This is a genomic window from Pseudomonas sp. FEMGT703P, assembly GCF_002786345.1.
GTDB lineage: Bacteria > Pseudomonadota > Gammaproteobacteria > Pseudomonadales > Pseudomonadaceae > Aquipseudomonas > Aquipseudomonas peli.
In genome coordinates this window covers 122,467-146,632 of record NZ_PGCM01000005.1, presented here as the reverse complement: position 1 = coordinate 146,632, position 24,166 = coordinate 122,467, and the positions used below count along the sequence as shown (strand labels likewise).

Sequence of the window (24,166 nt, the reverse complement as noted above, 5' to 3'; positions counted from 1 at the left end):
AACTACTTCAATTCGCTGGAGCTCTTGCCCAGCAGCCGCCGCGCCACAATCAGCAACTGGATCTGCTGGGTGCCTTCGAAAATGTCGAGAATCTTCGAGTCGCGCGCCCATTTCTCCAACAGCTCATCCTCGCCGTAGCCCAGCGCACCGGCCAGCTCGACACACTTCAGCGTCACCTCGTTGGCCACTCGCCCGGCCTTGGCCTTGGCGATGGAGGCCTCCTTGGAGTTGGGCAGTTTGTTGTCGGCCATCCAGGCGGCTTTCATCGTCAGCAGGCGCGCGGCTTCCCATTCGGCCTCCAGGCGATAGAGCGTTGCTTCGGCATGGCTGACGCTGAGCAACGGTGTGCGGTAATCCAACTTACAGACTTTCTTCAGCAGTTCGCGAGTGCGGTCCAGCGAGGCCTTGGCCACGCCCACCGCCATCCCAGCGACCAGCGGGCGGGTGTTGTCGAAGGTTTCCATCACCCCGGCAAACCCTTTTTGCACATCGATCTCCGGGTTGCCGAGCAGGTTGGCCGCCGGCACGCGGCAATCGCTGAAGCTGATCGCGGCGGTGTCCGACGCCTTGATGCCGAGCTTCTTTTCCAGCCGCGTCACGGTCATGCCAGGCGTGCCGTGCTCCACCACGAAGGACTTGATCGCTGCACGGCCGAGGCTCTTGTCCAGGGTGGCCCACACCACCACGGCGTCGGCACGCTCGCCAGAGGTGACGTAGATTTTCTCGCCGTTGAGCACGTAGTGATCGCCATCCTTGATCGCCGTGGTGCGGATCGCAGCCGAGTCCGAACCACAACCCGGCTCGGTAATCGCCATGGCCGCCCAGGTGCCGCCGAAGCGCGCCAGCTGCTCATCATTGGCTACGGCCGCAATCGCGGCGTTGCCCAATCCCTGGCGCGGCATGGCCAGCAGCAGGCCGACATCGCCCCAGCACAACTCCATCACCCCGAGCAGGGCCGACAGATTGCCGCCATTCTTGATGCCTTCCTGCTGCTCGCGGGCCGCACCGCGCTTGCTCGCAGAGGTGGCACCGATGGCGTCCGGCGATCCGGCGTTCATGCCATCGAGCAGCGCCGCAAGCAGGTCCAGCTCCTTGGGATAGGCATGCTCGGCCTTGTCGTATTTGCGTGAAATCGGCCGAAAATAGTTTTCCGCCACCTGATGGGCCTGATTAACCAGTCCACGGAATTTCTTTGGAGTTTCTAAGTTCATGGTGATGCGCCCTTAGAGCTGGAGACCGCCGGCCATAATCGCCAGCGCACGCAAGTCGCGGTACCAGCGCTCGGCTGGATGTTCTTTGGTAAAGCCGTGCCCGCCTAGCAACTGCACGGCGTCGGTGCCGATCTTCATGGCCTTTTCGCTGCACAGCAGGCGCGCCAGGTAGGCTTCGCGCTGGAACGACAACCCCTGCTCGGCGCGCGAGCACGCGCGCCAGACCATCAGGCGCATAGCGTCGAGCTCCACGGCCATATCGGCGACCATAAAGGCCACTCCCTGGCGATGGCTGATTGGCTCGCCGAAGGCCACGCGCTCGTTGCAATACGGCACCACATAATCCAGCGCCGCCTGCGCTGTGCCCACGGCCAATGCACACCACGCCAGCCCGGCATAATCGAGAAAGCTCTGGTAATTGAACGACTCAGCGGCCAGTCGCGCCTCAACCGGCACCTTGACCCCATTGAGCCGCACACGCGCCGTACTGCCGGCCTTCAGGCCCATGGCCGGTTGCTGGCTGCGCTGCAGACCTTTGGCGCCCGCCTCGACGATAAACAGCGCCGGACCGTCCGCCGCCTGCGCCGCGATGATCAGCTGGCTGGCATCCAGACCGCGCAGCACCAAGCTCTTCTCACCGCTGAGGACGTAATGCTTACCGCGCTTACGCGCCCGAGTCGCCAACTTGTGCGGGTCAAACAACGGCGTCGGTTCATTGACCGCAATCGCCATCACCGGCGCAGGCTCCTCACCGACAAAGGCCGGCAGCCAGCGCGCCTGCTGCGCCGCACTACCCCAGCGGCGAATGCAGTTGGCCGCCGACAAGGGCACCAGCAATGCAGCCGCCAAGGATAAATCGCCCTTGCCCAACGCTTCGGCAATCAGCGCATTGCTCAGGGTGGTGCGCTCGCCGGCCATGCCGCCCTGCGCCTCACTCACCGCGTAATGCGTCAACCCCAGCTCATGCGCCTGGTTGAGCAACGCCGCCGGTAGTGCGGCCTGTTCATCGGCATCGTGGGCGAGCGGGCGCAGCACTTCACTGGCGAAGGCTTCGAGCATCTCCACCAGCATCTGCTGCTCATCAGACAAGGACAAATCGAACAAGGCATCCGGGTCAGCCGGGCGCGGCAACTTGGCGACTTTGCCCGCACGCTGCGCAGCGGCGCGAAAGCTCGCCCGGCTGCCGGTGTAGATCAGTTTTTCGAAGGGTTTGCGCAGCTTCAAACGGTCCGGCCAGTCAGCCTGGGCGACTCGATTCAGCACTGCCAGGGCACGGCCCTGTACGTCGGAACTCATGGCATCTCACTCCATACGGGGGATGCCACGGATCATGCGCGCGGTCGAGGCAAGCGCCTATGACCGCGCCGACGCGCTTGACTGGCAAAGCAGCCAGTCAATGTGGTGGGTTACTTGCTGCGGATTTTCTCGACGATAGCGGTGGTGGAACTGTTTTCCACCAACCCCAGCACGCGCACTTCACCGCCGTAGGCGCGGACGATATCGCCACCCACTACGCCCTCGATGCCGTAGTCACCGCCCTTGACCAGCACATCCGGCTTGACCGCGCGCAGTAGGTTTTCCGGGGTGTCTTCAGTGAAGCTCACCACCCAGTCCACGGCGCCGAGACCCGCCAACACGGCCATGCGGCGGTCCACGGCGTTGATCGGCCGACCCGGGCCTTTCAGGCGACTGACCGAGGCGTCGTCATTGACCGCCAGCACCAGACGATCCCCTTGCGCGCGCGCCTGTTCCAGATAGGTCACATGGCCAGCGTGCAGGATGTCGAAGCAGCCATTGGTGAAGACAATCTTCTCGCCATGGGCGCGAGCGTCTTCGATGGCCAGCAGCAGTTGATCCAGGCTCAGCACACCGCGCTCGGAGCCGGCATCACGCTGGATTGCGCGGCGCAGCTCCGGGGCACTGATCGCCGCAGTACCCAACTTACCGACCACAATACCGGCAGCCAGATTGGCCAGCGCCACCGCATTCGGCAGTTCCTCGCCCGCTGCCAGACTGGCGGCCAGGGTAGAAATCACCGTATCGCCCGCACCGGTCACATCGAACACTTCACGGGCACGCGCCGGCAGGTGCAACGCCGGGTGCTCTGGGCGCAACAAGGTCATGCCGTGTTCGCCACGGGTCACCAGCAATGCGCCCAGTTCCAGTTCTGCCATCAGTGCCGCGCCCTTGGCCACCAGCTCGGCCTCATCACGGCAATGGCCGACGATGGTTTCGAACTCGTGCAGGTTCGGCGTAATCAGGCTTGCGCCACGATAAATGGAGAAGTCTTTACCTTTGGGATCGGCCAGCACGGCAATGCCTTTGCTGCGAGCCAATTGCACCAATGCCTGATGGTTCTGCAGCGCGCCTTTGCCGTAGTCCGAGAGAATCAGCACTTTGATGCCGTCTAGTTGCGCTTCCACGCTCGCAGCCAAGGCGGCGCAGTCGGTGCGGAACGGCTCTTCGAAGTCCATGCGCAGCAACTGCTGATGACGGCTCATCACGCGCAATTTGACGATGGTCGGCTGGTCTTTGATCGTCTGGAAGAAGGTCTTTACGCCAACCGCCTGTAGGCTGTTGCGCAGGCTTGCGGCGGCTTCATCCTCACCGGTCACGCCGATCAAGGTGGCCGGTGCGCCGAGGGCGGCGATGTTCAGCGCGACGTTGGCCGCGCCGCCCGGACGGTCTTCGATCTGCTCGACCTTGACCACAGGCACCGGCGCTTCCGGCGAAATCCGCGAAGTGCCGCCATGCCAATAACGATCGAGCATGACATCGCCCACCACCAGAACGGCGGCCTGGTCGAAACGCGGCATGGACACTTTCATAAACACTCCAGAAACGGCAGAACAGATTGCCGGGGATCATAACATTGGCAGGCCACTGCGCTGGCTAACCGCCGAGCGTGCGCACCCAGAACAGTTCATGGCGGCGCACCGCCTTACGGAAGAATTCGTCTTCACCGGTAGCGGGCCAGCGCCGCCCAACCAGCGCACGCTGAATCCAGCGGCGGATACGCCGTTTAAGCGGCAACGGGCCTTGTAAATCGTGCTGCATGGCCAGTGCCATGGCTTTATCCAGTTGTTGCGCGGCATCCAGGCAAGGGCTCCACAGCCCATCAGACGGTAGCGCCTCAATGGCCGGCGGCAACGCGATGCCAAAACCCGCCGGCCCCATGGGCCAGCGGTCGTTATCGTGCAGGTGGTTGGCGTACAGCAGCAGCGTTTTCGGCTTCCAGCTACTAAGCTCAGTCGCTTCTAACAGCGCTTGGGTGCTGGCAACGTGGTCGCTGTGCGGGTCCAATTGCGGGTGCGGGGTGACGACAACCTCGGGTTGGTAGTGCTCAAGCGCAGCCACCAGATCAGCCAGCAGATTGCGCCAACTGGGCACACCATCGGCATCACCGGGCAACGGCAGGGCATTGTTTTCCCGCACGCTACGAATATCCGCTTCACCGGACTCACGCGAACCAAATACTTGCTCAGGCTGCGCCTGCATCGCCGGCAACTGCAGGCAGTAGTAGCCAAGCTGCAGGCACTGACTTTGCGGCACACCGCCCCACAGCGGTACCGCCAGGCTGTCCCAGGCGCGCAAACGGCCCTTGAGCTGCGCAGCAGCCGCTTGCTCCAGCCCCAGTTTTTGGTAGGAATCAGCTTCAATTTCGCCCTGCGTGAGGGTCAGGATGCTGACCTCACGCGCCCGGCTGTATAGGCCAAACGCGGCCAGTTCGGCGTCGTCGGCGTGCGGCGCGACAATCATCAAACGCTGCTCGGCGTAGTCCGGATTGAGCTGCGCATGGAGCGTGACATGCGGATCCAGGCGGCAAAACCGGCCACGCAGCGACAACTTGCCCTGCGTCAGTAGTTCGCCCTGCCCGGATAGGTTCAGGTAGCGCCGTCCGTTCACGCCCCGCTCAAAATCCTGACGGTCGTTGCCCATCAGCACATAAGGATCGAACCAACGCCCCAGCCAACTGGCTTTTATGTGCACCTGCAGAATCAGGGTATCTGCCGCCTCCACGTCCCCTTCCAGCCTCAAGTAACCGGCATCAATGCGACCATTAACGGTACGGGTCGGCTCAGCAAAGGCGTAGCTGTAGTCATCGCTGGGCGAATAGAACAGGTGGTCGGCAAACCAAGCCTCATGTGCAATCCAGCCGAGCAACAGGAGGACCGGCACCCACCACCAGGCGACCAGCACGCCGACGAGCGCCAAGACAATAAGGGCCAACAGCAAGGCAATACGCTTTTGTCGGCGATGGCGTTTGAGCAGGATCTGTTTACGAGCCGACATGATCAAACCTGATAAACCGCGACGCGGTTGCACCAGCGGTCTTTGTATTCGCGGTCAGCCCGGCCGAAGGAATAGCGCAACGGCTTGCCCAGCGCGCGAGCTTCACTCCAGGCGGTCTGCGTGTTGATAAAGCTCAGCACGCTGCCAGGGCTGAACTCGCGGTTTTGCGGATCAACTCCACCGTTGATGTATTCCAGACTGACCCACTGCGGTGCCTCGACGCGGTACAGCACCTGAATCGCCACGGCTTGGTCGTTAAGGTAGATGAGCGAGCCGGTCATAAAGTCGCGCATCAGGCTGAATACCTCGGTCAAATGCGCCTTGCCAGTGGCTTCAAAACCCCAGCGACGCTGAAACAGATCGGCATAAATTACCGCCTGCTCGGCAGCGGAAAGATCGAGCATCGGCCGAATCACCCCGCCGGCCTCTTCCAGTAACCGCTGCTCGCGGCGCTGGTTGTAGCGGAATTTCTTGCTGTACTCCTCAGGCTCACGCGCCAGGGCCAGCCCCTCGGGTTGCTCACGCAGGGTGCTGATCGCTCCAGCATTGAGGATGGAAATATAACGACCGAGATGGCGCAGCGAGACGCTGGCCGAGGGCGCCGCCGGCAGAATCAACTCGGCATTGCCAAGGTCGAACAGACCGCGTTTACCCTGCTGCTTGAGCACATCCTTGGACAGTGCCAAGTGCCGTCCCCAAGTCGGAATCGCCGCCTGCAACTCATCACCGGCAAACCAGCCGAGATAACGAACCGGCACGCCCGCCAAGCCTGCCAGCCGCTCAATCACTTGTGGATGGGTGGCCACACTGCCGCCGAACCGTTGCCAGGCAGCGGTGTACTCAGATGCCTCGATGACCGTCCAGCCACGCTCGCGCCAAGCGCGCAAATGACTGAGCATTAGGCGCTCGGGTCCAGGTCCAGGCCTAGGTCAGCATCCTCGGCAAAGTCCCGGGCATGCAGTCGCGCGTAATAGCCGTTCAACGCTAACAACTCGCTGTGAGTTCCACGCTCGACAATCTGGCCCTGGTCCATGACCAGAATCAGATCGGCCTTTTCGATTGTGCTTAACCGATGGGCAATCACGATGGTGGTGCGCCCCTCAACTACCTTGTCCAACGCAGCCTGAATATGCCGCTCGGACTCAGTGTCCAGCGCAGAGGTGGCTTCATCAAGAATCAGCAATGGTGCGTCTTTGAGCAGCGCCCGCGCGATTGCCAGACGCTGACGCTGACCGCCTGAGAGCAATACACCATTTTCGCCCACCAGCGTGTCGTATCCCTGCGGCATTTTTTCGATGAACTCAGCCGCGTAAGCGTCTTCAGCGGCACGCTTGACGGCATCCAAGGGTGCATCGATCAAGTCACCATAGGCGATGTTGTTGCGCACAGAGTCATTGAACAGCGTCACATGCTGGGTCACCAAGGCGATGTGACGTCGCAGGTTGCGCAGCGTGTAATCTTGAACATCCAGGTCATCAAGCAGAATCTGGCCATGCTCGTGGTGATAAAACCGCGGAATAAGGCTCGCTAGCGTAGATTTGCCACTGCCTGAACGCCCAACCAACGCCACCATCTGCCCAGGCTCGGCGACAAAAGATATGTTATCGAGGACGGGTTTTTCGCTGGTCGGATACTGAAAGCTGAGATTGCTGACTTGCAAACGACCTGTAACCCGTTCGCGCTCCTGGGTGCCCAAGTCAACTTCAGGTTGTTCATCTAACTGCTCAAAAATACTCTCAGCCCCCGCGACACCTTTTTGAATAGTCGAACTCACCTCTGAAAGCTGACGAATTGGCTTGGGTAGCAATCCCGCCAGCGTGATGTAAGCCACTAAATCACCTGGGCTGGCTTCTCCACGCAGCAACAGCACCAGAAACATCAAAACAGCCATGGCGCTATAAATTACCAGTTGAAGACTCGGGGTGTAGATAGCGCCTGTTTTAACCATCTTCAATTGTTTAAGACGATTATCTTCGCTGGCTGCTTGGAAGCGTTGCTGTTCATAGCCCTCGCCACCAAAGCTACGCACAACCCGATAACCCTGAATTGTTTCAGACGCAACATGGGTAACATCGCCCATTGCCACTTGAATCTTTTTACTTTGTTTACGAAATTTTTTACTCGTACTGGATACCATTAAACCAATAACAGGCAGTATCGCGACCATCACCAGAGTGAGTTTCCAATTCATCCACAGCAACGTTGCGAAAAGAAAGACGACCGTCATCCCCTCACGCACCACCACCTTGATCGCATCTGTAGCGGCGCCCGTGACCATGGTGACGTTATAAGTGAGCCTTGAAATCAGGTGACCTGAGTTGTGGCTATCAAAATATCGATTCGGCAGCGTTAGCAGGTTGTTGAATAACGCGATGCGCAGATCCTGAACCAAGCCCATGGAAACTTTGGCCAAGTAAAAGTTTCCGAGGAATGAACCGACACCCTGCCAAAGAGCGATTAGTACAATAAGCAGCGGGACTGCCTGAAGCAGTTTGAGCTGGGCGAGCCAGGGCGCATGCTCTTGCATCCAAGGTACGCCGGAAAAAAGCCCAACATTGGGGTCACCCAGGCCATCCACAAAGAACTTGAGGATGTAACCAAGCATTGGCTGAGTTGAAGCGAAGATCAGAAAACCAACAATACTGATCAAAAACATACCAATGTACGGTTTCACGTATCCCAGCAATCGAAAGTAGACTTTCAGGCTACTCGGCTGGGCCGCGTCATCTTTCACATCACTCATCAATCAACTCGCTTCAATACAGACGGGCCGCAGTTTATCACTGCGCGGTTGTGCAACGAGGGCAAGCGTGAGAGCAAGCGGAAGCCAGATTACAAACCACTCAGCCCTCGGGGTCCCCCATAGACTGGCCGCATCAAACTGAAGCGCCGCCAACGAGACAACCAGCGTTCCGAACACCAGCCGTCCCTCGGCAGAAAATCGATGTTGCCAAGCAATATGCAATGCGCATAACCACAGACTGATCCACAAGGCCACACCAGGTATTCCCAGCTCAACAGCGACATGAGTGAAACCATTGTGCGTGTGGTCGAATCCCTCGGGGTAGTTAAATGTCACAACGCGATAATCGGTGCCGATGCCTAATCCGAGAAAAGGGTTTTGCAAGAACATGTCGAGACTCGCCTGGAAAATTTCCGGGCGGTACGACAGCCCCCGCGCGAGGATAAGCGGCGCAAACAGCTCATAGCCAACCCAGCATACAAGCACTATTGCAGCACCACCGAGCCACACAACTCGCCCGCCACGAAGCAAAAGCAAAGCAAAAACACCTGCTATTAGCGCCAGTATTGCCCCTCGGCTCTGCCCCATCAGAACAAACGCCAAAGCGAATAGCATCAATGCCCCCCATATAAAGCATGGCAAGAAACCAGAAGGCTTGAATCGTGCCCCCCAAATCACTGCCAGCGCCATCACGTACGCGCCGAGAATCGGATGCCCCACTTGACCGATACCCTCAAGCCGAGCGCTGAGAGAATGCATGTCGCGAACATAGAAGAGGTAAATACTTACAAGACAAGCAAGGGCCAAGCCTACAAAGCCTAAAGATAGCCCCTGCCAGATCCGTCGAGGCTCCTCAGCGCCCAACAACGCCAGAGAAACAAGAAATAGCGCCACATAAAAAACGCGCTTCAGTTCTCTGGATGGTTCCTCGGCACCAGTCCACATAGCGCTCAACGCAGCCCACACCAAGAAGAGAACTAAACACGAGCAGAACAGCCGACTTTTTCGCCAAATGTCCAGCAGGTGCTTGCGAAAGATCACCATCGCCAGCAGGCCGGGCAACCAGAGCAACACAACCAGTGCTTGCTGATAAATTTTATTGCTGGGGGCCCACGCAATACCCATCAAAAACCACAAATAACCACACGTTATCAGCAGCAGTATTCCTGTCGTTTGAATCCTCAACATCAACTCCCAACGCCCTGGGCACTCAGTGGGCGGATGAACCTAAAAAAGGGGTATTCTATGCTGTATCTACCAATCGATGCCTCATGCAATGAATGCCACCCCACAACTCGTCTATCTCGCCTTCGGCGCAGAAATTTACCAACGCGAGGCGGTTTTCAGCATAGCCAGTGCGCTTGCCCACTCGGCCTCCTGCGTCAGCGACCGAAAGTTTGAGATTCAGGTCTTTACCGACAACCCAGAGTTTTACGCGAGACTCCCCGTATCGACTCACGCCATAGCCACCACCTGGGAAGGGCCTCACCGCTACCATTTCAGGATCAAGCACGCGGCCTTGCTTGAAGTCCTCAGCGAACATCAAAAGGCTGTACTGATTGACACTGACACGTTTTTCCGTGCCTCTCCTGACTCGCTGTTCGAGCGAGTTACCGGTGGTCATCTGCTCTGCAATGCTATAGGAGCCCCACTCGGCGAATCACCATCGCTTCCTAGGCAGTCAGTTAGCTACCTCGCGCAAACAGGGCTGTTGCAGACAAATTTACGCCAGACGAACTCTGGCGTAATCGGCCTGACCACGGCTGATAAAGGTGTTCTCGAGCACTCCATTAAGCTGATGGATGACCTGCGCCCCCTGGCTCCGGAACTCTACACGTTAGAAGAGCTCAGCTTGGCTCTGGCGGCGCATGGAAAGCTGCAGCTAAACGGCTGCACCGACCTCATACATCATTACTGGAGTCGCAAGGCACAGTTCAGGGCCAAAATCCAAGCGTGGCACTCAAAGCATCACGATGAGCCGCTGAGCAAAACAGCGATGGCAGATGTACTGCTCGTGAATGATCGCCTGCCAAGACCACCACAGCCTTACCGGGGGTGGCAAAAAGGAGTGTCTGCCCTAATCGATAAAGAGCGCAGACAATTTATACGAGAGCTGCTTTATGGGTGTCATGACTACTCAAATGAGTTCGATCAAGCCTGTGCAGTGGCTTGGTGGGATAAAGCATTAGTCAATCTTGAAGAACGACAGGGACATCCACTGAGCAGCGAGCATATGACGCTATGGCTGGCAGATCCGTTGTTAAAACTGTTGGCAGGCAGCCACTACGGCACCATGCAGGCCCACCTAATAAGCCGCCTCAAGGCCAAGCAGGTCGATTAAGGCTAAGGACACGCGATGCTGAGCACGAAACACCTAACCGATAGCGCGTTGGCGACATTGACCGCCGAGGCGAAAGTACTCGAAGAAGACAGTCTGGGCCCCAAGGTTTATCGCCTATCCAACGGCCACTTCCTCAAGCTTTTCCGGCGCAAACGCTTGATTTCTTCAGCCCTGCTCAGACCGTATTCGGTGCGTTTTTATCAAAATGCAGAGCGTCTGGCTGAATTAGGCATTCCAACGCTAACGCCTATCACGCTGTACACCTTTCCTGAAAAACAGCTCAGTGCCGTTCTCTATACACCGCTTCCAGGCCAGACCCTCAAGGAGCTGTACCTGCAGAATCCCGAAAGCTTTATCACACGCTTGCCGGCTCTCTGTGACTTCATCCGCGAGCTTCACAGAAAAGGGATTTACTTCCGCTCACTCCACTTGGGCAACATCGTGCTGACCCCACAAGACACCTTGGGACTAATTGATGTTGCCGATCTGGCCTTTCACCGTCGATCGCTGTCAAAAGCCAAAGCGGCACGCAACCTCAAGCACTTCGCACGCCTACTACGGCAAATGGAGATTGCCGGATGCTTTCCAATGGCCGAGTTATCGGCTGCGGTTTTAGCAGACTAACGCGCAAGCAAGTCCTGATAAAACGCCCCGAAGCGCGCCCAAACACCGTCGGCATCCAAGCCCGCACACTGCACGTCAGCCAGTGCAGCGAGGTCTTCTTTCAGCACTGTATTGAGCGCATCGTGCCACGCCTCAGTAGCGCATGGCAAAAGCCCTGCCGCACCATTGAGCTGTTCACGAAAGACCGCTAAATCGTTCGCCAAAACCGGTACGCCTGCAATCACCGCCTCAGGCAAGACCAACCCCAACCCCTCCTGCTCCGACGGAATGCAGATCAAATCAAAGGCCGAGTAAAGCCGGGGGGCTTCGGCATGATGACCGGTCAAATGAACCTGCCTGAGCACACCCAATTTTTCAGCAAGGGCTGTCAATTGCTGGCGCTCACCCCCCTCCCCGACGATCACAAGACGATCCTCGGGGTTGTTCAGGAGCCAACCCGCGGCAGCAGTCACCAGACGACTAAAGCCTTTCTCTGGCACCAGGCGGCCCACCGCGCCAATCGTCCGCCCGGCACCTGGCGGAATTCCAAGGGCACGCTGCGCGGCTTCTCGCGCCATAAGCGAGGATCGAACTGCCACGGGTTCGATCGCTACACGCCCGCTCAGCACCTTTAAGCCGACCTGCGCTTCAAGCTCAGCGGCCAACGTGGCAGAAACCGCTACCAGATCCAGACGATCCGCAGGAAAGCGCCTCAAGAGAGCAATGTGTGCTGCCTTTAGCCGTTTTGAGCCATGAAACATCACCACCGCTCGTGTAGCGGTCAACGCTGCCAACAAGGGGAGAATAAAAGCTGCCACACCGATGCCGTCGATAAGCACCACGCGTGGCGGTTGCTGCATCAGCCGCTTAGCCAGACGCCGCCGATCCCGCACACGTTGCAGCGCCCCCAACAGCCCTGCGCCCTTGATGCGCGCCGAGGAAAGACCGAGCGCAGTAACGCGCCCCAGATCAGCCAGCGGCGCGGCATCACCTGACTGCAATAACAGCGTTTCTACAGTTTCACCAGGCGTCCCCATCTGGAGAACCTGCCGATGCACCTTATGCACGGATACGAAGGCTGAACCACCGCTCCACATAACGTTCAGAACGCTCACATTCACCCCTTGCATGAACCGGCGGGTCCTTAGATCAACTTCAACCTAGCCAGCGGTCGTAAATACCACGGCAGATATTTTTGGGGGCGCAATGCAGGACGCATGGCATCGGCGATAGCAAGCCCCAGCGCTGCAAAACTGTAACGCTGCTGCGCCAGTACTCGACCGGTCTCTGCAATCATCTGGGCTCTTTGTGGGTCGGCGCGCAACATGCCAAGTTTTTCGCGCAGTTCGGGAATATCGCGGTACAGCACCAGGTTATGCATATCGACAAAACCCAGCGCCGCATTTTCTTCGGCACCCTGGTCATAGGCGAGTAATACACACCCCACGGCCATCGCCTCAAAGTTCTTGATCATGTATTCACCCATTCCGACATCTGCGCTTACGAAGAAACGGATACGGTTGAGTGTGTCGTTATATTCCTGGCCGGATTGCGTCTTGGTGACCAACAGGTTCTCGACGGACGCTAACTCATCCAGCAGCGCCTTGCGCCCGCTGTAGGCCACGCTCTTGGTGCTGCCAATAAAGGCCAACTCGATATCACGCGCTTGGCCTTGATAGGTCATCAGCCCCTGGTCGTAGCCTTTTGGCACGAAAACAGCATCGAACCCTTCGGCACGCAAACGCTGGCTGACCTGGGCACCGGAGCTGATGATGCGCACCCAGGGCATACGCCGGTAGTGGGCGCTGAACTTGCCCGTGTATTTGCACGGAATATAGTTTTGATAAGCGTCGTGCTCGAGAATCACCACATTGGGCAGCGTGCGAATGAAGCGCCATTGGCGCATCTCTTTCTTGAACCGCAGGAAGAAGAGAACCCTGTCGTAACGGGACAGATCAACGTGCTCGCGAAAATAGCGCTTCAGATTGGCCTGCTCATCGCTACTCAGCCAACGAATGTCGCAGCTGTCGCATGAGGCGGCGATGCCGTCATACAGCCTGTCTAAGATTGCACGCTGCTCGGCTTGAACCAGAAAAAGCACGTTCACTGACACACCTCAAAAACGCTACCCATAATCGCTTATGAGAACAGCGCAATAGCTGCCCCGAAGCATCTATACAGCGAGCAACCGCCACGAAGGCAGAAGCAGAGCCTGTCGTTGAATCCGCTAGAGCGTTCCATATGGTAGTTGCAACAGCTCGGCCAAACGCTGCTTATGCCGCCGGCTGAGGACTTTACTCCAGGGCTGATTGCTCAGCGCGTCGCCTTTGGCTGCGACTTTTCGCCTTAGCTCCTCGGCGTATCCACAACCGCAGGCTTCAGCATAAGGATCGGCGCGCATCACCGCGGCGTAATACGCCAGCTTGGCAAGCGAACGGGCTTTGCCAGGAACAAATAGACTTCTCACGCGATAGTCGAGTCGCTGCCACCAGACAGGCTTGGGTTTAGAGGTCGGTACCTCGCGCACCGCCTGTACGGCCTGCACTGAAAACGCCTCGCCATAGCGCTGAAAAAACGCAGCGATCATGTGGCGCCAGTAGTTCTTACCTGAGAAGTAATGCATGACGATACCTTGCGCCTGCGCAGGTCGGCCCAAGTGCCTGGCGGCTACACCCATGGCGAACTGCTCGATCACGTGGATCTTGGGAACCATCGGGTGCAGTACATCGATCAGGGCCAGGGTTTCATCCATCAGGTGTGACGCCTCAACCTGGAAGCCCAGAACACCCGAATTGATCAGCAGCATCTGCTGATCAACACCATGATGCTCTGCCAGGTAAGGTGCCAGGACGTCATGCATCACATCGCCCTTGTACTCTTTCCAGACGCCTTCAATTTCGTCGACCAGCCAGGATGAACCCGCGAGTCGCTCAAATAGCTTGAGCGGTGAAGCCAGAAAGAAGGTATCCGTATCGATGAATATGCTTTGCTCCGCGTACGCCAGCGCATCACGAATAGCCGCCGCCTTGCGTCGGTGCAGATATGCAGCAGGCCCCGTCCAGCGGGCCAAGGTTGCCGCATCAAGCGTAATCAGATCGACAGGCCAGCCGCTGAACTGTGCCGGCTCATCGGTGTAAAGCAAAATTCGCGGACACTCGCCACGAGCGTGATGCAACGCGGAAAGGATGCTGAACTTGGCCTCGCGGTGATACTCCGGCTTCCCCCCATACACGAGGTAAACAAGCTGCTTAGGCTCACGACTGACCATTACCGGCCTCCTGCACGATGCAACTCACACCAGGCCATGACCAGAAATGCGTGCGCGCAATCTCATCCGTAAAACCGGCTTTTACACGCTCAGTACCCAGCGGGCCAAACCTGCCCACGGCAGCGGACCGCAGTCGAGCGGCCAGCACAGTGTGATCACCCAGCGCGAACAAGGCGCTTGAGTCGCCGACCACCTCAGGCGCACCGCCACAATCCGTAGCGAGCACCTGCACATCGGCCGCCATCGCCTCCAGTAACACCATCCCAAATGGTTCATGATCCGAAGTCAGGGCAAACACATCAAACGCTTTGAAATAGTTACGGCCATCGGCAACTTGACCGAGAAAACGCACCGATGCGTCCACACCCAGCTCGTGGGCAAGCGTTTTTAATGGAGCCTCAAGCCGACCACTGCCCATAATCGCCAGCAGACTGCCTTCCGGTAGCTGCGGCAAGGCTTCGGCAAAACCGCGAATTAAGGTGGCCTGATCCTTGTCCGGGTGCAGGCGCCCGACATTGCCGACTACCCAGGCATCCTGAGGTAAGCCCAGGTGCTCACGCGCTGCTTCGCGCGAAACCTGCGCAGTCTGGACAGCGTGAAGATCAATGCGGTTGTACAACGTCTCGATACGCTCGGAAGCCCAGTTCGGCAGGCAGGCACGCATGTCATCGCGCACCGCATTGGAAACCCCGAGCAAGGCCAGGCGCTTGCGGAAGAAGTTGGCAAACAGCTGGCGCGTGCGCCGCTTGTAGTCGCCAAACGCATGGTGCACACCGATCACTGGTAGATCGCTGCCTAACAGGGCGACGTAGATCGGTTTAAAACGATGGGCGATGCAGAATTTGAAGTCGCGCGAAGCGGCAATATGCTTGAGGTCGCGGATCGCTTTGAGCTTGAGGCCGCGCACGTCGCGACTCGAGTAGTCGAGGAAAAGCACCTCGTCAGATGCCGAGCCTTGCTCGACCGCAGCACTCGGTTTACCCGTCAGGTACACCGTGCACACTTTATAAGGCGTACCAACAAAGAGCGCGGCGTACTGCCGCGCGCAATCGAGGAAGGGGCCGTCATAGCCGTGACAGAACTGCAGCACCCACGGCTGAGCAGCCTCCGCGACCTCAGACGTTGTCATACCAATCCTTGCCGTCCTTGACCACCAGGATGTCTTCCATGATCAGGTACTGCAGGTCGGAGCCGTAGAACATGTTCAGCGCATCGGTTGGCGAGCAGATCATTGGCTCGCCGCGACGGTTCAGCGAGGTGTTCAGCGACACGCCGTTGCCGGTGAGTTTTTCCAGCTCCAGCATCATGTCGTAATAGCGCGGGTTGTATTCGCGTTTGAGCACCTGAGCACGCGAGGTGCCATCTTCGTGCACCACTTCGCCGACGCGGGTCTTCCACTCGTCGTTGACTTCAAAGGTGAAGGTCATAAACGGGCTCGGGTGATCGACCTTGAGCATCTGCGGACCAACGGTGTCGAGCATCGACGGGCAGAACGGCCTCCAGCGCTCGCGGAACTTGATCTGTTCGTTGATACGGTCGGCCACGCCCGGCACGCTCGGGCAGCCGATGATCGAACGACCACCGAGGGCGCGCGGACCAAACTCCATACGCCCCTGGAACCAGGCCACTGGGTTGGCGTCGACCATGATCTTGGCGATGCGCTGCGGCATGTTGTCGATCTGTTTGAACACCGGCTTGCTCGGGTGACGAGCACAGGCGGCGATCACATCTTCGTTGCTGTAGGACGGGCCGAGGTAGACGTGCTCCATCTTTTCCACCGGCACGCCGCGCTGGTGCGAAATATAGGCAGCCGCGCCGACCGAAGTACCAGCATCACCAGAAGCCGGTTGGACGAACAGTTCTTTCACATCGTCGCGCGCGATGATCTTCTGGTTCAGTTTGACGTTCAGCGCGCAACCACCGGCGAAGGCAATCTTGCCGGTCTCGCGGATGATGTCACCGAGGTAGTACTCCATCATCTCCAGCGCCAGCTTCTCGAACAGCGCCTGCATGCTGGCGGCGTAGTGGATGTATGGATCGTCAGCAATGTCGCCCTGGCGCTTCGGCCCCAGCCACTCGATCAGCTTGGGCGAGAAGTAGTAGCCCTTGCCGTTTTCCTTGTAGCGGCGGAAACCGATGACGTTGGCGTAGTCGGTGTTGATGATCAGCTCACCGTTCTCGAACTTGGCCAGGCGCGAGAAATCATACTTGGCCGCATCGCCATAAGGCGCCATGCCCATGACCTTGAACTCGCCATCAAGCATCTCGAAGCCGAGAAATTCGGTGATCGCGCCGTACAGGCCGCCGAGTGAATCCGGGTCGTAGAATTCCTTGATCTTGTGGATCTTGCCGTTCTCGCCGTAACCGAAGAAGGTGGTGGCGTACTCGCCCTTACCGTCGATGCCGAGGATCGCGGTCTTCTCGGTAAAGCCCGAGCAGTGATAGGCGCTGGCGGCGTGAGCCAGGTGGTGCTCGACCGGCTCGATCTTGATTTTCTTCAGGTCGAAACCCAGCTGCTCCAGGCACCACTGAATCTTCTTGTGGTAACGCTTGTAGCGACGATTGCCCATGAGGATCGCATCGAGGGCGCGATCCGGTGCGTACCAGTAGCGCTTGGCATATTGCCAGCGGGCTTTCTCGAAGATGCTGATCGGCGCAAACGGAATAGCCACCACATCAACGTCGGACGGTTTGATCCCGGCCTGTTCCAGACAGAACTTGGCCGACTCGTAGGGCATGCGGTTCTTCGCGTGCTTGTCGCGCACAAAGCGCTCTTCTTCGGCGGCCGCGATCAACTTGCCGTCGATATACAGAGCGGCGGATGGATCATGGCTGAGGGCGCCGGAAAGGCCGAGAATCGTCAATGCCACTGGTTGTGCCTCTTTTAGTCTGCTGAGCCGACGGCGGGCGTCAGCGGTAAACGTTGGTTGAGCAACTGGTGCAGCGCCGAGTCGGCGGGCCAGTTACGCAGAAAACGGGCGCGGTCGCGGGCATAGGCCCTGGCGAAACTGCGCGCACTGCGGTGCTGTTGCATGGCGTCGAGGTCAATCAGCGACCAGCATGCCAAGCGCTCGTCCCAGAACAGGTTGTGCCCCTTGAAATCACCGTGACTGATGCGTTCGCGCAACAAGGCAGCGAACAGACGATCCAGAGCCAACAGGTCGCTTTCTGGGGGCGATCCATCGTGGAACGCCTGAAAACGAGCGATTATATCCTGCCCGCCGCAGTATTCGGTAATCAGGTAGGCACGCCCGCGCAGCCAGCACCAGCGCCGCTCTAAGACGGCCAGTGGCTGTGGTGTGGCGATGCCCAGCAACTGCAGGCGATTGCCTTCGACCCAACTGTGCCAGGCCCGACTGGGCCGCCAGAAGCGCTTGAGCCAATGCGCCAGGTTCTTCACGTTATAGCGCTTGACCACCAGCGGCCGACCTTGCAGCTGCACTTGCGCCACGGTGGCCGCACCACCGGTTTTGTAGATATGGCCCTGCTCGGTGAGCTGATCCAGATTGCTCAACAGCGGCTGCAGCTCAGCCTGCTTGTCACGGCGAACCACCTGAAGGCCGAACGCACCGACTTTCGCGGCGAACAGGCTGCAATCGCGGGCGATTTTCTTCAAATAATCGCGCAAACGCCATTGGCGCACTTTTTCCACTTCTTTTAGCAACGCTTCCAGCGGCAAGGCATGTTCGCCGTTCGCCAGCAGGTAATGCACCAGCAACTCCTCGATAAACGGCGTCAATTCGGCGGGCAGCTGGGCGAAGAACACCCCAAGGTTTTCCAGCACCTTGGCGCGCGACAGTGGTTTACCTGCCGTCTCAACCTGCACACCGCCGCCGTCGATAACGAACAGCTGGCCGTTATGCCGCAACAGGTTGTCCAGATGCAGGTCCGCCTGCCACAACCCCTTGAGGTGCATCTGCGCGATGCTGATCAGCGCCTCAGCCAGCACCGCCTGCTGATCGGCACTCAGCAGCGGCTGATGTTCCACCGCGCGCCAAGCCTCCCAAAGGCTTTCAGCACCTTGCAGATACTCGAACAGCAGCCAGCCGCCCTCACCATCACGCAGCCCACCCGACAACAGCTGCGGCGTATTCAGCCCTTGCTCCGCGAGCAGAAGGGCACCGTCACGCTCGCGCTGAAAATGTCGCGCAGCCTTGTTACCCACCAGCAGCTTGGCCAGCACTGGCTGGCCGCACCATTCGGCCACGCCGACATAGCGCTGGCCTGGAAGTACACGCAACCAACGCTGCACACTCAGACCAGTCAGGCCACCCGCCCCCGTCACGTCAACAGTCAGTGGCAAGGCCGGCGTACGACCGGCCTGTACGAGGCTCGCCAGACTCATCAGCGTGACTCCTTATTACGCCGACGCGCCCCGACTCGTGCGCCCCAGCGCTCGAGATCAGCATCAGGACCGAGGTAGGCAGCCAGCAGGATCTGAATATCCGCCGCCGCCCAGACATTCGCGCGGCGCAGCAATGGCTCCAAGTCCTTAATCCGATCGCGCTCGCCAAACAACAGCGGTCGGGTTTTCTCCAGGTCGATCAACTGCGCGTCGAAGCCAACCGGCGTTTCGCGCAGGAAAATATGCTTGGGGTAAAAACAGCCATGCATCTGCCCAGCCTGATGCAGACGCCGCGCCAGTTCACCACACGCCTTGAGAATGGCCACACGACGGGCCTCTGCTAGCGCTGGCCAACTGGGTAACCAGGCATCCAGATCCTGCCACCCATCCAACGCGCGGGTCAGCAGCACTGCGCGCTGCTCGCCAGGCAATTTACGCTCGGCAAAAAATGCTGCCTGCAATGCGGGAATCCCCAACGCCCTGTAGCGCTGAATATTGCGGAACTCGCGGGCAAAAGTTGGCTCACCAAACGGATGACGCAGGGTTCGGGTCAGGTGATTGCTCTGGCGCTTGAGGTAGAACGCCGCATCGCCCAGTTCGAGCCGGTAGACGCTGCTCCAGCCGCCACGCTCCGTATTGGGTTCATCAACGGCCTCAAGTTTCAGCGCCCACAGCGCCTCAAAACTGGCAAGCCCGTGATGTTCCAGCAGGGTACGGTCCTGGGCGGCAATAAAAGCACTCATTCCCGGCCCTCAAAAAACGCAATGACCTGACGGATGCGCTTCTTGTCGGAAGTATTCAAGCGCTTACGACCACGGTACTGAAGGTAAAAACGCAACCGCTGGGAACGTGAAAGCACCTTGTGGGCGACTTTATCCAGGCATGCCAGATCCTTGATGATGCGGTAACGCAGCAAAGGCCCCCACCAAAAGGTTCCAGTCGGGCAATCAATGAAGAACAGCTCACCGCGCTCATTGACCAGCAGGTTGCGCCACTTCAAGTCATTGTGGGTGAAATGGTGATCGTGCAGCGCACGGGTGCCCTTGGCTAACTGCTGACTGACCTGCAAAACCCAACGGGGGTCGCTCAACCGCGCATCCTGCCGATTGGCAATTTCGGCCAAATCAAGCGTGCCCTCAAGCTCACGGGTAATGAGCGCCCCGCGGACAAAAGCCCCCATCTGGCGCTCAAGCCCATAGGCCACAATCGGCGCAGTGGGGATGCCCCACTTAGCGAACAACTTGAGGTTTTGCCACTCCGCTTTAACCCGAGGACGACCAAGGTAACGTCGTAGACCTTTACCTGCGCCCCAGTAGCGCTTGACGTAATAACGCACCCCGCCAAACTCCACACGAATGACCTCAGACAAGGGGTCAGAGGTCAAACGCTCACCTTCAAGTGCAAATACGGCCTCAAGGGTTCCGAAAGCGCCGAGCAAAATCGGATCGTGCAGGTCATGTTTCCACGCTGTCATGCCTGCGTCCTGTTTAAGTCAGGCAGCGCACTGACGATGCGGCGCAACGGAATGAACGGGCGCCAGACTGTTTTGCCCAGCCATTTGAAGCTCAGAACCGGATTGATCACGCTATTGAGTTCATTGAAGCCGGGCCGCCAAGTGAAATCGGTACGCCGGCGCGTAATGGTGAATGTCCGCAACCCCAGCAGTGAACCAAGATGCCCGCCACCCGAATCGTTACTAATGACGATGGCGCATGTCAGCAGGAAGTCGACAAGCCCTTTCAAATCAGTGAACGCATGCACATGATGGCCTGGATACTGTGCCCTCAAGGCTTGCTGCTCAGCCGGGATGCCGACGAACTCGACCTGCCAGCCCCTGGCAACCAAATGGCGAGCAAGGCGGCGAAACCCAGACGTTGAGAAATTCTTACTGGCATGCGGCGTGGTCGGAAAAATGGCCACACGCCGCACCTCCGCGCCGGTTTCACGGGGCGGAACCTGTAACCCCGCAATAGGCTTGGATAGATCAAGCCCCAAGACCTCTTCGGCGTACAGATCGATCCACTGCACCATGGTCTTGCCGGCTTTCGGGTCGCGACAAATCACGTTGTGCGCCCCTTCAATGCGGCAATCATCAAGCCATACAGGCGGCGGCTCGGACCTGAGCTTGACGGGAAGCTTCTTACCGGCGAGGTACGCCACATTGCTGAGAGGAACATCAACGTACCAATCAATCGCACAGATAACCAAATCGTTACAGCCCGCCAGTGCAGGCACATCCGGCGTGCCCCCTAGGATGTCCAGCCCAGGCAGGTACTCGCTCACTGATGACAACGATACTGAAGCTAAGGTGACCTTCGCACCCGCAGCCTGGAGACGCCAGGCAAGGCGCAAGAACAGCGTGGTATCGCCCAACGCAGGACATGGAACCAGTGCAACCCTCACTCCCGGACCGATCAACGCCTTCTTCTCCGACATCTACAGTCGATCTCCATAACGCTGTTTGCGGCCGTACAATTTAGCCGCCTTGGATTCCAGCCAAGCGAGCAGACGACCTTCTTCCTGAAGGATTTGCCGCAAGGGTTGTTGAAAATAACCACGTAGAAAACGCAGCTTGTCGCGCCGGGTCAGGCCGATATCCAGCACCGAGAAATACAGCGCAGCCAGGTCCTTGTTGCGCCAGCGCAAGGGCAGCTGGCTGCGCACCTGGGCGCGGTGCAGGTCGATCACGGACAGACGGAAATCGTCGGCGGTTACCGGTTTATCGGTGTGCAGCAGAAAGTGGCAGATGTAGCAGTCACGATGATTGACCCCGGCGCGGTGCATGCTGCCGACCATGTTCGCCACTTCCTTGATCAGCGCCCGCTTGAGGCGTGGCTCTGGCGGTTGTAGCGCCCAGTTCAAGCTGAGTTGCTCGAGGTCGGTAGTCGGCGCCAGTTCTTCGGTTACGATAAAGGAATGCTGCGCCGCTGGATTGCTGCCGCGTTCGCCATAAGCCACGGCAGTCATGGTCGCCACACCAACCTCGGTCAGACGCTGAATGGCCTCCCATTCCTGGCGCGCACCAAGCACCGGCAGCTTGGCGGTGAGCAGGTTCTTGACGATTTCACCCCAGCCGATGCCGCGATGAATCTTTACGAAGTAACCGCGCCCATCGACTTCGGTGCGCAGCGTGCGGCGGCCTTCCAACTCGCGGTACACCTGCCCCTGCAGCGCTTCGGCAGCGGCAAAGGCATCGCGCCCGGCCCACAGGCTTTTAAAGGGTTCAGCCAGTACTAGCTTCATGGGCGTGTCGCCAGAATGATGTCGGCCGCATGCTGCGGCATGGAATAAAGATCGGCGCTATCGGCGTAAGCCAAGCCATTGCGCGACCAGAACGCGCGGCGCTGATCATCGGCCAGCATATCGGCGAGCAGATGATTGAGGCGTTCCTGCTCGAACGGACTGGCTAGCACCCGCCCGGCATCCGCTTCGGCAATGTAGTGGGCATAGCCGCAGACATCCGTTACCAGCACTGGCAGGCCGGAGACCAGCGCCTCCAGCAGCACGGTGCCGGTGTTCTCGTTGTAGGCCGGGTGGATCAGCAGATCGGCACCCAGCAGGAAACGCGGAATATCGCTGCGCCCCTTGAGAATCTGCACCTGATCGGACACACCCAGCGCCTTGGCCTGCAGCTGGAACGAGCGCGGATCGTCCTGACCGATGGCGATCAGTCGGGTGCGTTGCTTCAGCTCGCGCGGCAAGGCGGCCAGGGCTTTGAGGCTGCGATCCAGCCCCTTGGTCTTGAAGCCGGAGCCGATCTGCACCAGCAGCAGGTCGCTATCCGACAGCTTGAATTCAGCACGAAACTCGGCACGAATTTCGGCGGCATTGGCCGGCGCGCGGCGGTCTGCAGCGATGCCCGGCGGCAGCAGGTGAAAGCGCTGCAGCGGGGTGTGGTAATGCTTGATAAACAGCGGTTGCTGCACTTCGGAGATCATCAGAATCTCGGTCTTCGATTCGGGGGCGAATACCGCACGCTCGTAATCGGCAAAGTGCTTGTAACGCCCCCAGCGCTTGTAAAGCGGGTTGCGCAGAGTCTGCGCCTTGTCTTCATAGCAACCATCGGCGGCGTAGTAGACGTCCAGGCCAGGCATCTTGTTAAAGCCGATCACCCGATCCACCGGACGCTTGACCAGGTCCGCCTCGACCCAGGCGGTGAGCTTCTCATTGCGTTTGTGGTTGAACAGCGCCTTGACCGGCACCACCACCACCTCGAAGCCCGCAGGCACTTCACCTTCCCAGATCGGTGTGTATACGCGAATGGCATGGCCACGCGCCTGGCACTCCAGGGCGATGCGTAGAAAGTCGCGCTGCAGGCCGCCGAAGGGGAAGTATTTGTAGAGGATAAACGCGAGCTGCATCAGACAACGTCCTCGGCCAGCAACAGGGCCTGCAATTGTATGGCGACACGCTCGGCATCCAGGCCGTCGAAACAGGCTTTGTGGCGATCACCCGAGCCGGCATTCGGCCCCATGGCGCACAGGTGCACCTGACCACGCCCATAGGCACCGACTCGCCCCGGCAGGGTCGGCCCGTAGAGCGAAATACTCGGCACATCCAGCGCAGCGGCCAGATGGCCGAGACCGGTATCCACCGCCACGCAAGCGCTGGCCCCAGCGATGACCTTGGCCACGCCTGCAAGATTTAATTTGGGCAGCACCGCAGCGTTTTCAATGCCAGCGGCAATCCGTTCGGCACGAGCCTTCTCGGCTTCATTGCCCCAGGGCAGGCGCACCGCCCACCCCTGAGCGCTCATCTGCTCGGCCAGTTGGCGCCAGTCGGCTTCCGGCCAGTGCTTACTTGGCCAGGTGGTGCCGTGCAGAAACAGCAAGTAAGGCTGCGGCGCCTGATCGGCCAGCTGCGCACGGTTCAGGCCGTAATCGCCGACGCCTGTTGGCAGCGCATAGCCCAGCGCCTGAGCGAATAACTGGCGGGTGCGCTCAAGGGCATGCTGCTCGCGCGGCACGGCATAGGTTTGATCATAGAAGCGGCTGGCCAGTGGCTCGCGCGCAGAGTCGCGATCCAGACCGGCAATCGGTGCCTTGACGTAACGGGTCAGCCAGGCGCTTTTCAGCAGGCCTTGGGCATCGATGACAAGGTCGTACTTGGTTTCGCCAAGCCGCTGCTTGAAGCGCTTCCACTCACCGTTCTTGAACGTTTGCCACAGGTGCTTGCGCCAGCGGCGAATGGCCACCGGGATAACCTGCGCCACTGCTGGGTGCCAGGCGGGAATCTCGGCAAACCCCTCTTCCACCACCCAGTCGAACTGGATGCCGGGAATGGCGCGCGCCGCATCGGTCAGCGCTGGCAAGGTGTGCACCACATCGCCCAGCGAGGAGGTCTTGATCAACAGTACCCGCAA

General features: G+C 59.0%; 21 protein-coding genes. 2 read left to right on the top strand and 19 right to left on the bottom strand.

Features of this window, described 5'->3' with window-relative positions:
- Positions 1-2: 2 nt before the first annotated feature.
- The 7 genes from CUR33_RS04540 to CUR33_RS04510 form a co-directional block, all read right to left on the bottom strand.
- On the bottom strand, positions 3-1,211 hold the full coding sequence (locus tag CUR33_RS04540; RefSeq protein ID WP_170049468.1) for an acyl-CoA dehydrogenase family protein: 1,209 nt from the start codon (positions 1,209-1,211) through the stop codon (positions 3-5).
- A gap of 12 nt (positions 1,212-1,223) precedes the next feature.
- A complete protein-coding gene (locus tag CUR33_RS04535; protein ID WP_289238834.1) occupies positions 1,224-2,507 on the bottom strand; it encodes an acyl-CoA dehydrogenase family protein in 1,284 nt (427 codons plus the stop codon).
- A gap of 110 nt (positions 2,508-2,617) precedes the next feature.
- Positions 2,618-4,039: a bifunctional D-glycero-beta-D-manno-heptose-7-phosphate kinase/D-glycero-beta-D-manno-heptose 1-phosphate adenylyltransferase HldE gene (gene hldE, locus CUR33_RS04530; protein WP_167143083.1), complete on the bottom strand. Its 1,422-nt coding sequence runs from the start codon at positions 4,037-4,039 to the stop codon at positions 2,618-2,620.
- A gap of 64 nt (positions 4,040-4,103) precedes the next feature.
- The gene (locus CUR33_RS04525) at positions 4,104-5,504 is read right to left on the bottom strand and encodes a PIG-L deacetylase family protein (protein WP_289238833.1); all 1,401 of its coding nucleotides are present in this window, start codon (positions 5,502-5,504) and stop codon (positions 4,104-4,106) included.
- A gap of 2 nt (positions 5,505-5,506) precedes the next feature.
- Entirely contained in the window at positions 5,507-6,403 is an 897-nt protein-coding gene (locus CUR33_RS04520; protein ID WP_289238832.1) for a GNAT family N-acetyltransferase, read from the bottom strand.
- The gene (gene msbA / locus CUR33_RS04515; protein ID WP_289238831.1) at positions 6,403-8,247 is read right to left on the bottom strand and encodes a lipid A export permease/ATP-binding protein MsbA; all 1,845 of its coding nucleotides are present in this window, start codon (positions 8,245-8,247) and stop codon (positions 6,403-6,405) included. Before msbA ends, CUR33_RS04520 begins: the two co-directional genes overlap by 1 nt.
- A gap of 3 nt (positions 8,248-8,250) precedes the next feature.
- Positions 8,251-9,435 (bottom strand): O-antigen ligase family protein, encoded by a 1,185-nt coding sequence (locus CUR33_RS04510; RefSeq protein ID WP_289238830.1) that lies wholly within the window; start codon positions 9,433-9,435, stop codon positions 8,251-8,253.
- Between the two features lie 88 nt (positions 9,436-9,523).
- Here CUR33_RS04510 and CUR33_RS04505 point away from each other — a divergent pair, with 88 nt between their 5' ends.
- On the top strand, positions 9,524-10,588 hold the full coding sequence (locus CUR33_RS04505; RefSeq protein ID WP_289238829.1) for a hypothetical protein: 1,065 nt from the start codon (positions 9,524-9,526) through the stop codon (positions 10,586-10,588).
- Between the two features lie 18 nt (positions 10,589-10,606).
- A complete protein-coding gene (locus CUR33_RS04500) occupies positions 10,607-11,212 on the top strand; it encodes a toluene tolerance protein (RefSeq protein WP_448703153.1) in 606 nt (201 codons plus the stop codon).
- Here CUR33_RS04500 and CUR33_RS04495 read toward each other — a convergent pair.
- The 12 genes from CUR33_RS04495 to waaC form a co-directional block, all read right to left on the bottom strand.
- A complete protein-coding gene (locus tag CUR33_RS04495; protein ID WP_289238827.1) occupies positions 11,209-12,306 on the bottom strand; it encodes a glycosyltransferase in 1,098 nt (365 codons plus the stop codon). The two genes, CUR33_RS04500 and CUR33_RS04495, sit on opposite strands and share 4 nt — an antisense overlap.
- A 29-nt stretch (positions 12,307-12,335) precedes the next feature.
- Complete coding sequence (locus CUR33_RS04490; protein WP_289238826.1) at positions 12,336-13,298, bottom strand: glycosyltransferase family protein; 963 nt, start codon at positions 13,296-13,298, stop codon at positions 12,336-12,338.
- A 120-nt stretch (positions 13,299-13,418) separates the two neighbouring features.
- Positions 13,419-14,459 (bottom strand): hypothetical protein, encoded by a 1,041-nt coding sequence (locus CUR33_RS04485; RefSeq protein ID WP_289238825.1) that lies wholly within the window; start codon positions 14,457-14,459, stop codon positions 13,419-13,421.
- Complete coding sequence (locus tag CUR33_RS04480; protein WP_289238824.1) at positions 14,446-15,588, bottom strand: glycosyltransferase; 1,143 nt, start codon at positions 15,586-15,588, stop codon at positions 14,446-14,448. The genes CUR33_RS04485 and CUR33_RS04480 overlap by 14 nt, the downstream gene beginning before the upstream one ends.
- Positions 15,575-17,329 (bottom strand): carbamoyltransferase family protein, encoded by a 1,755-nt coding sequence (locus CUR33_RS04475; RefSeq protein ID WP_167143119.1) that lies wholly within the window; start codon positions 17,327-17,329, stop codon positions 15,575-15,577. Before CUR33_RS04475 ends, CUR33_RS04480 begins: the two co-directional genes overlap by 14 nt.
- 14 nt (positions 17,330-17,343) lie before the next feature.
- Positions 17,344-18,804: a lipopolysaccharide kinase InaA family protein gene (locus CUR33_RS04470; RefSeq protein WP_282874861.1), complete on the bottom strand. Its 1,461-nt coding sequence runs from the start codon at positions 18,802-18,804 to the stop codon at positions 17,344-17,346.
- Positions 18,804-19,547 (bottom strand): lipopolysaccharide kinase InaA family protein, encoded by a 744-nt coding sequence (locus CUR33_RS04465; protein WP_282874860.1) that lies wholly within the window; start codon positions 19,545-19,547, stop codon positions 18,804-18,806. The genes CUR33_RS04470 and CUR33_RS04465 overlap by 1 nt, the downstream gene beginning before the upstream one ends.
- Complete coding sequence (locus CUR33_RS04460) at positions 19,544-20,278, bottom strand: lipopolysaccharide kinase InaA family protein (protein WP_282874859.1); 735 nt, start codon at positions 20,276-20,278, stop codon at positions 19,544-19,546. Before CUR33_RS04460 ends, CUR33_RS04465 begins: the two co-directional genes overlap by 4 nt.
- Positions 20,275-21,240 carry a glycosyltransferase family 9 protein gene (locus tag CUR33_RS04455; RefSeq protein ID WP_289238823.1) on the bottom strand — a complete coding sequence of 322 codons (966 nt, stop codon included), beginning with the start codon at positions 21,238-21,240 and terminating at the stop codon, positions 20,275-20,277. The genes CUR33_RS04460 and CUR33_RS04455 overlap by 4 nt, the downstream gene beginning before the upstream one ends.
- Positions 21,241-22,047 carry a lipopolysaccharide core heptose(I) kinase RfaP gene (rfaP, locus tag CUR33_RS04450; protein WP_289238822.1) on the bottom strand — a complete coding sequence of 269 codons (807 nt, stop codon included), beginning with the start codon at positions 22,045-22,047 and terminating at the stop codon, positions 21,241-21,243. It abuts the gene before it with no gap.
- On the bottom strand, positions 22,044-23,165 hold the full coding sequence (locus tag CUR33_RS04445) for a glycosyltransferase family 4 protein (RefSeq protein WP_289238821.1): 1,122 nt from the start codon (positions 23,163-23,165) through the stop codon (positions 22,044-22,046). The genes rfaP and CUR33_RS04445 overlap by 4 nt, the downstream gene beginning before the upstream one ends.
- Complete coding sequence (waaC, locus tag CUR33_RS04440; protein WP_289238820.1) at positions 23,165-24,166, bottom strand: lipopolysaccharide heptosyltransferase I; 1,002 nt, start codon at positions 24,164-24,166, stop codon at positions 23,165-23,167. Before waaC ends, CUR33_RS04445 begins: the two co-directional genes overlap by 1 nt.

Coding starts and splice junctions, on each gene's coding strand:
- CUR33_RS04525 (WP_289238833.1), bottom strand. CDS start 5,504: ATGTCGGCTCGTAAACAGATCCTGCTCAAACGCCATCGCCGACAAAAG.
- hldE (WP_167143083.1), bottom strand. CDS start 4,039: ATGAAAGTGTCCATGCCGCGTTTCGACCAGGCCGCCGTTCTGGTGGTG.
- rfaP (WP_289238822.1), bottom strand. CDS start 22,047: ATGAAGCTAGTACTGGCTGAACCCTTTAAAAGCCTGTGGGCCGGGCGC.
- CUR33_RS04485 (WP_289238825.1), bottom strand. CDS start 14,459: ATGGTCAGTCGTGAGCCTAAGCAGCTTGTTTACCTCGTGTATGGGGGG.
- CUR33_RS04510 (WP_289238830.1), bottom strand. CDS start 9,435: ATGTTGAGGATTCAAACGACAGGAATACTGCTGCTGATAACGTGTGGT.
- CUR33_RS04455 (WP_289238823.1), bottom strand. CDS start 21,240: ATGTCGGAGAAGAAGGCGTTGATCGGTCCGGGAGTGAGGGTTGCACTG.
- msbA (WP_289238831.1), bottom strand. CDS start 8,247: ATGAGTGATGTGAAAGATGACGCGGCCCAGCCGAGTAGCCTGAAAGTC.
- CUR33_RS04480 (WP_289238824.1), bottom strand. CDS start 15,588: ATGACAACGTCTGAGGTCGCGGAGGCTGCTCAGCCGTGGGTGCTGCAG.
- CUR33_RS04540 (WP_170049468.1), bottom strand. CDS start 1,211: ATGAACTTAGAAACTCCAAAGAAATTCCGTGGACTGGTTAATCAGGCC.
- CUR33_RS04465 (WP_282874860.1), bottom strand. CDS start 19,547: ATGAGTGCTTTTATTGCCGCCCAGGACCGTACCCTGCTGGAACATCAC.
- CUR33_RS04470 (WP_282874861.1), bottom strand. CDS start 18,804: ATGAGTCTGGCGAGCCTCGTACAGGCCGGTCGTACGCCGGCCTTGCCA.
- CUR33_RS04445 (WP_289238821.1), bottom strand. CDS start 23,165: ATGCAGCTCGCGTTTATCCTCTACAAATACTTCCCCTTCGGCGGCCTG.
- CUR33_RS04535 (WP_289238834.1), bottom strand. CDS start 2,507: ATGAGTTCCGACGTACAGGGCCGTGCCCTGGCAGTGCTGAATCGAGTC.
- CUR33_RS04460 (WP_282874859.1), bottom strand. CDS start 20,278: ATGACAGCGTGGAAACATGACCTGCACGATCCGATTTTGCTCGGCGCT.
- CUR33_RS04505 (WP_289238829.1), top strand. CDS start 9,524: ATGAATGCCACCCCACAACTCGTCTATCTCGCCTTCGGCGCAGAAATT.
- CUR33_RS04520 (WP_289238832.1), bottom strand. CDS start 6,403: ATGCTCAGTCATTTGCGCGCTTGGCGCGAGCGTGGCTGGACGGTCATC.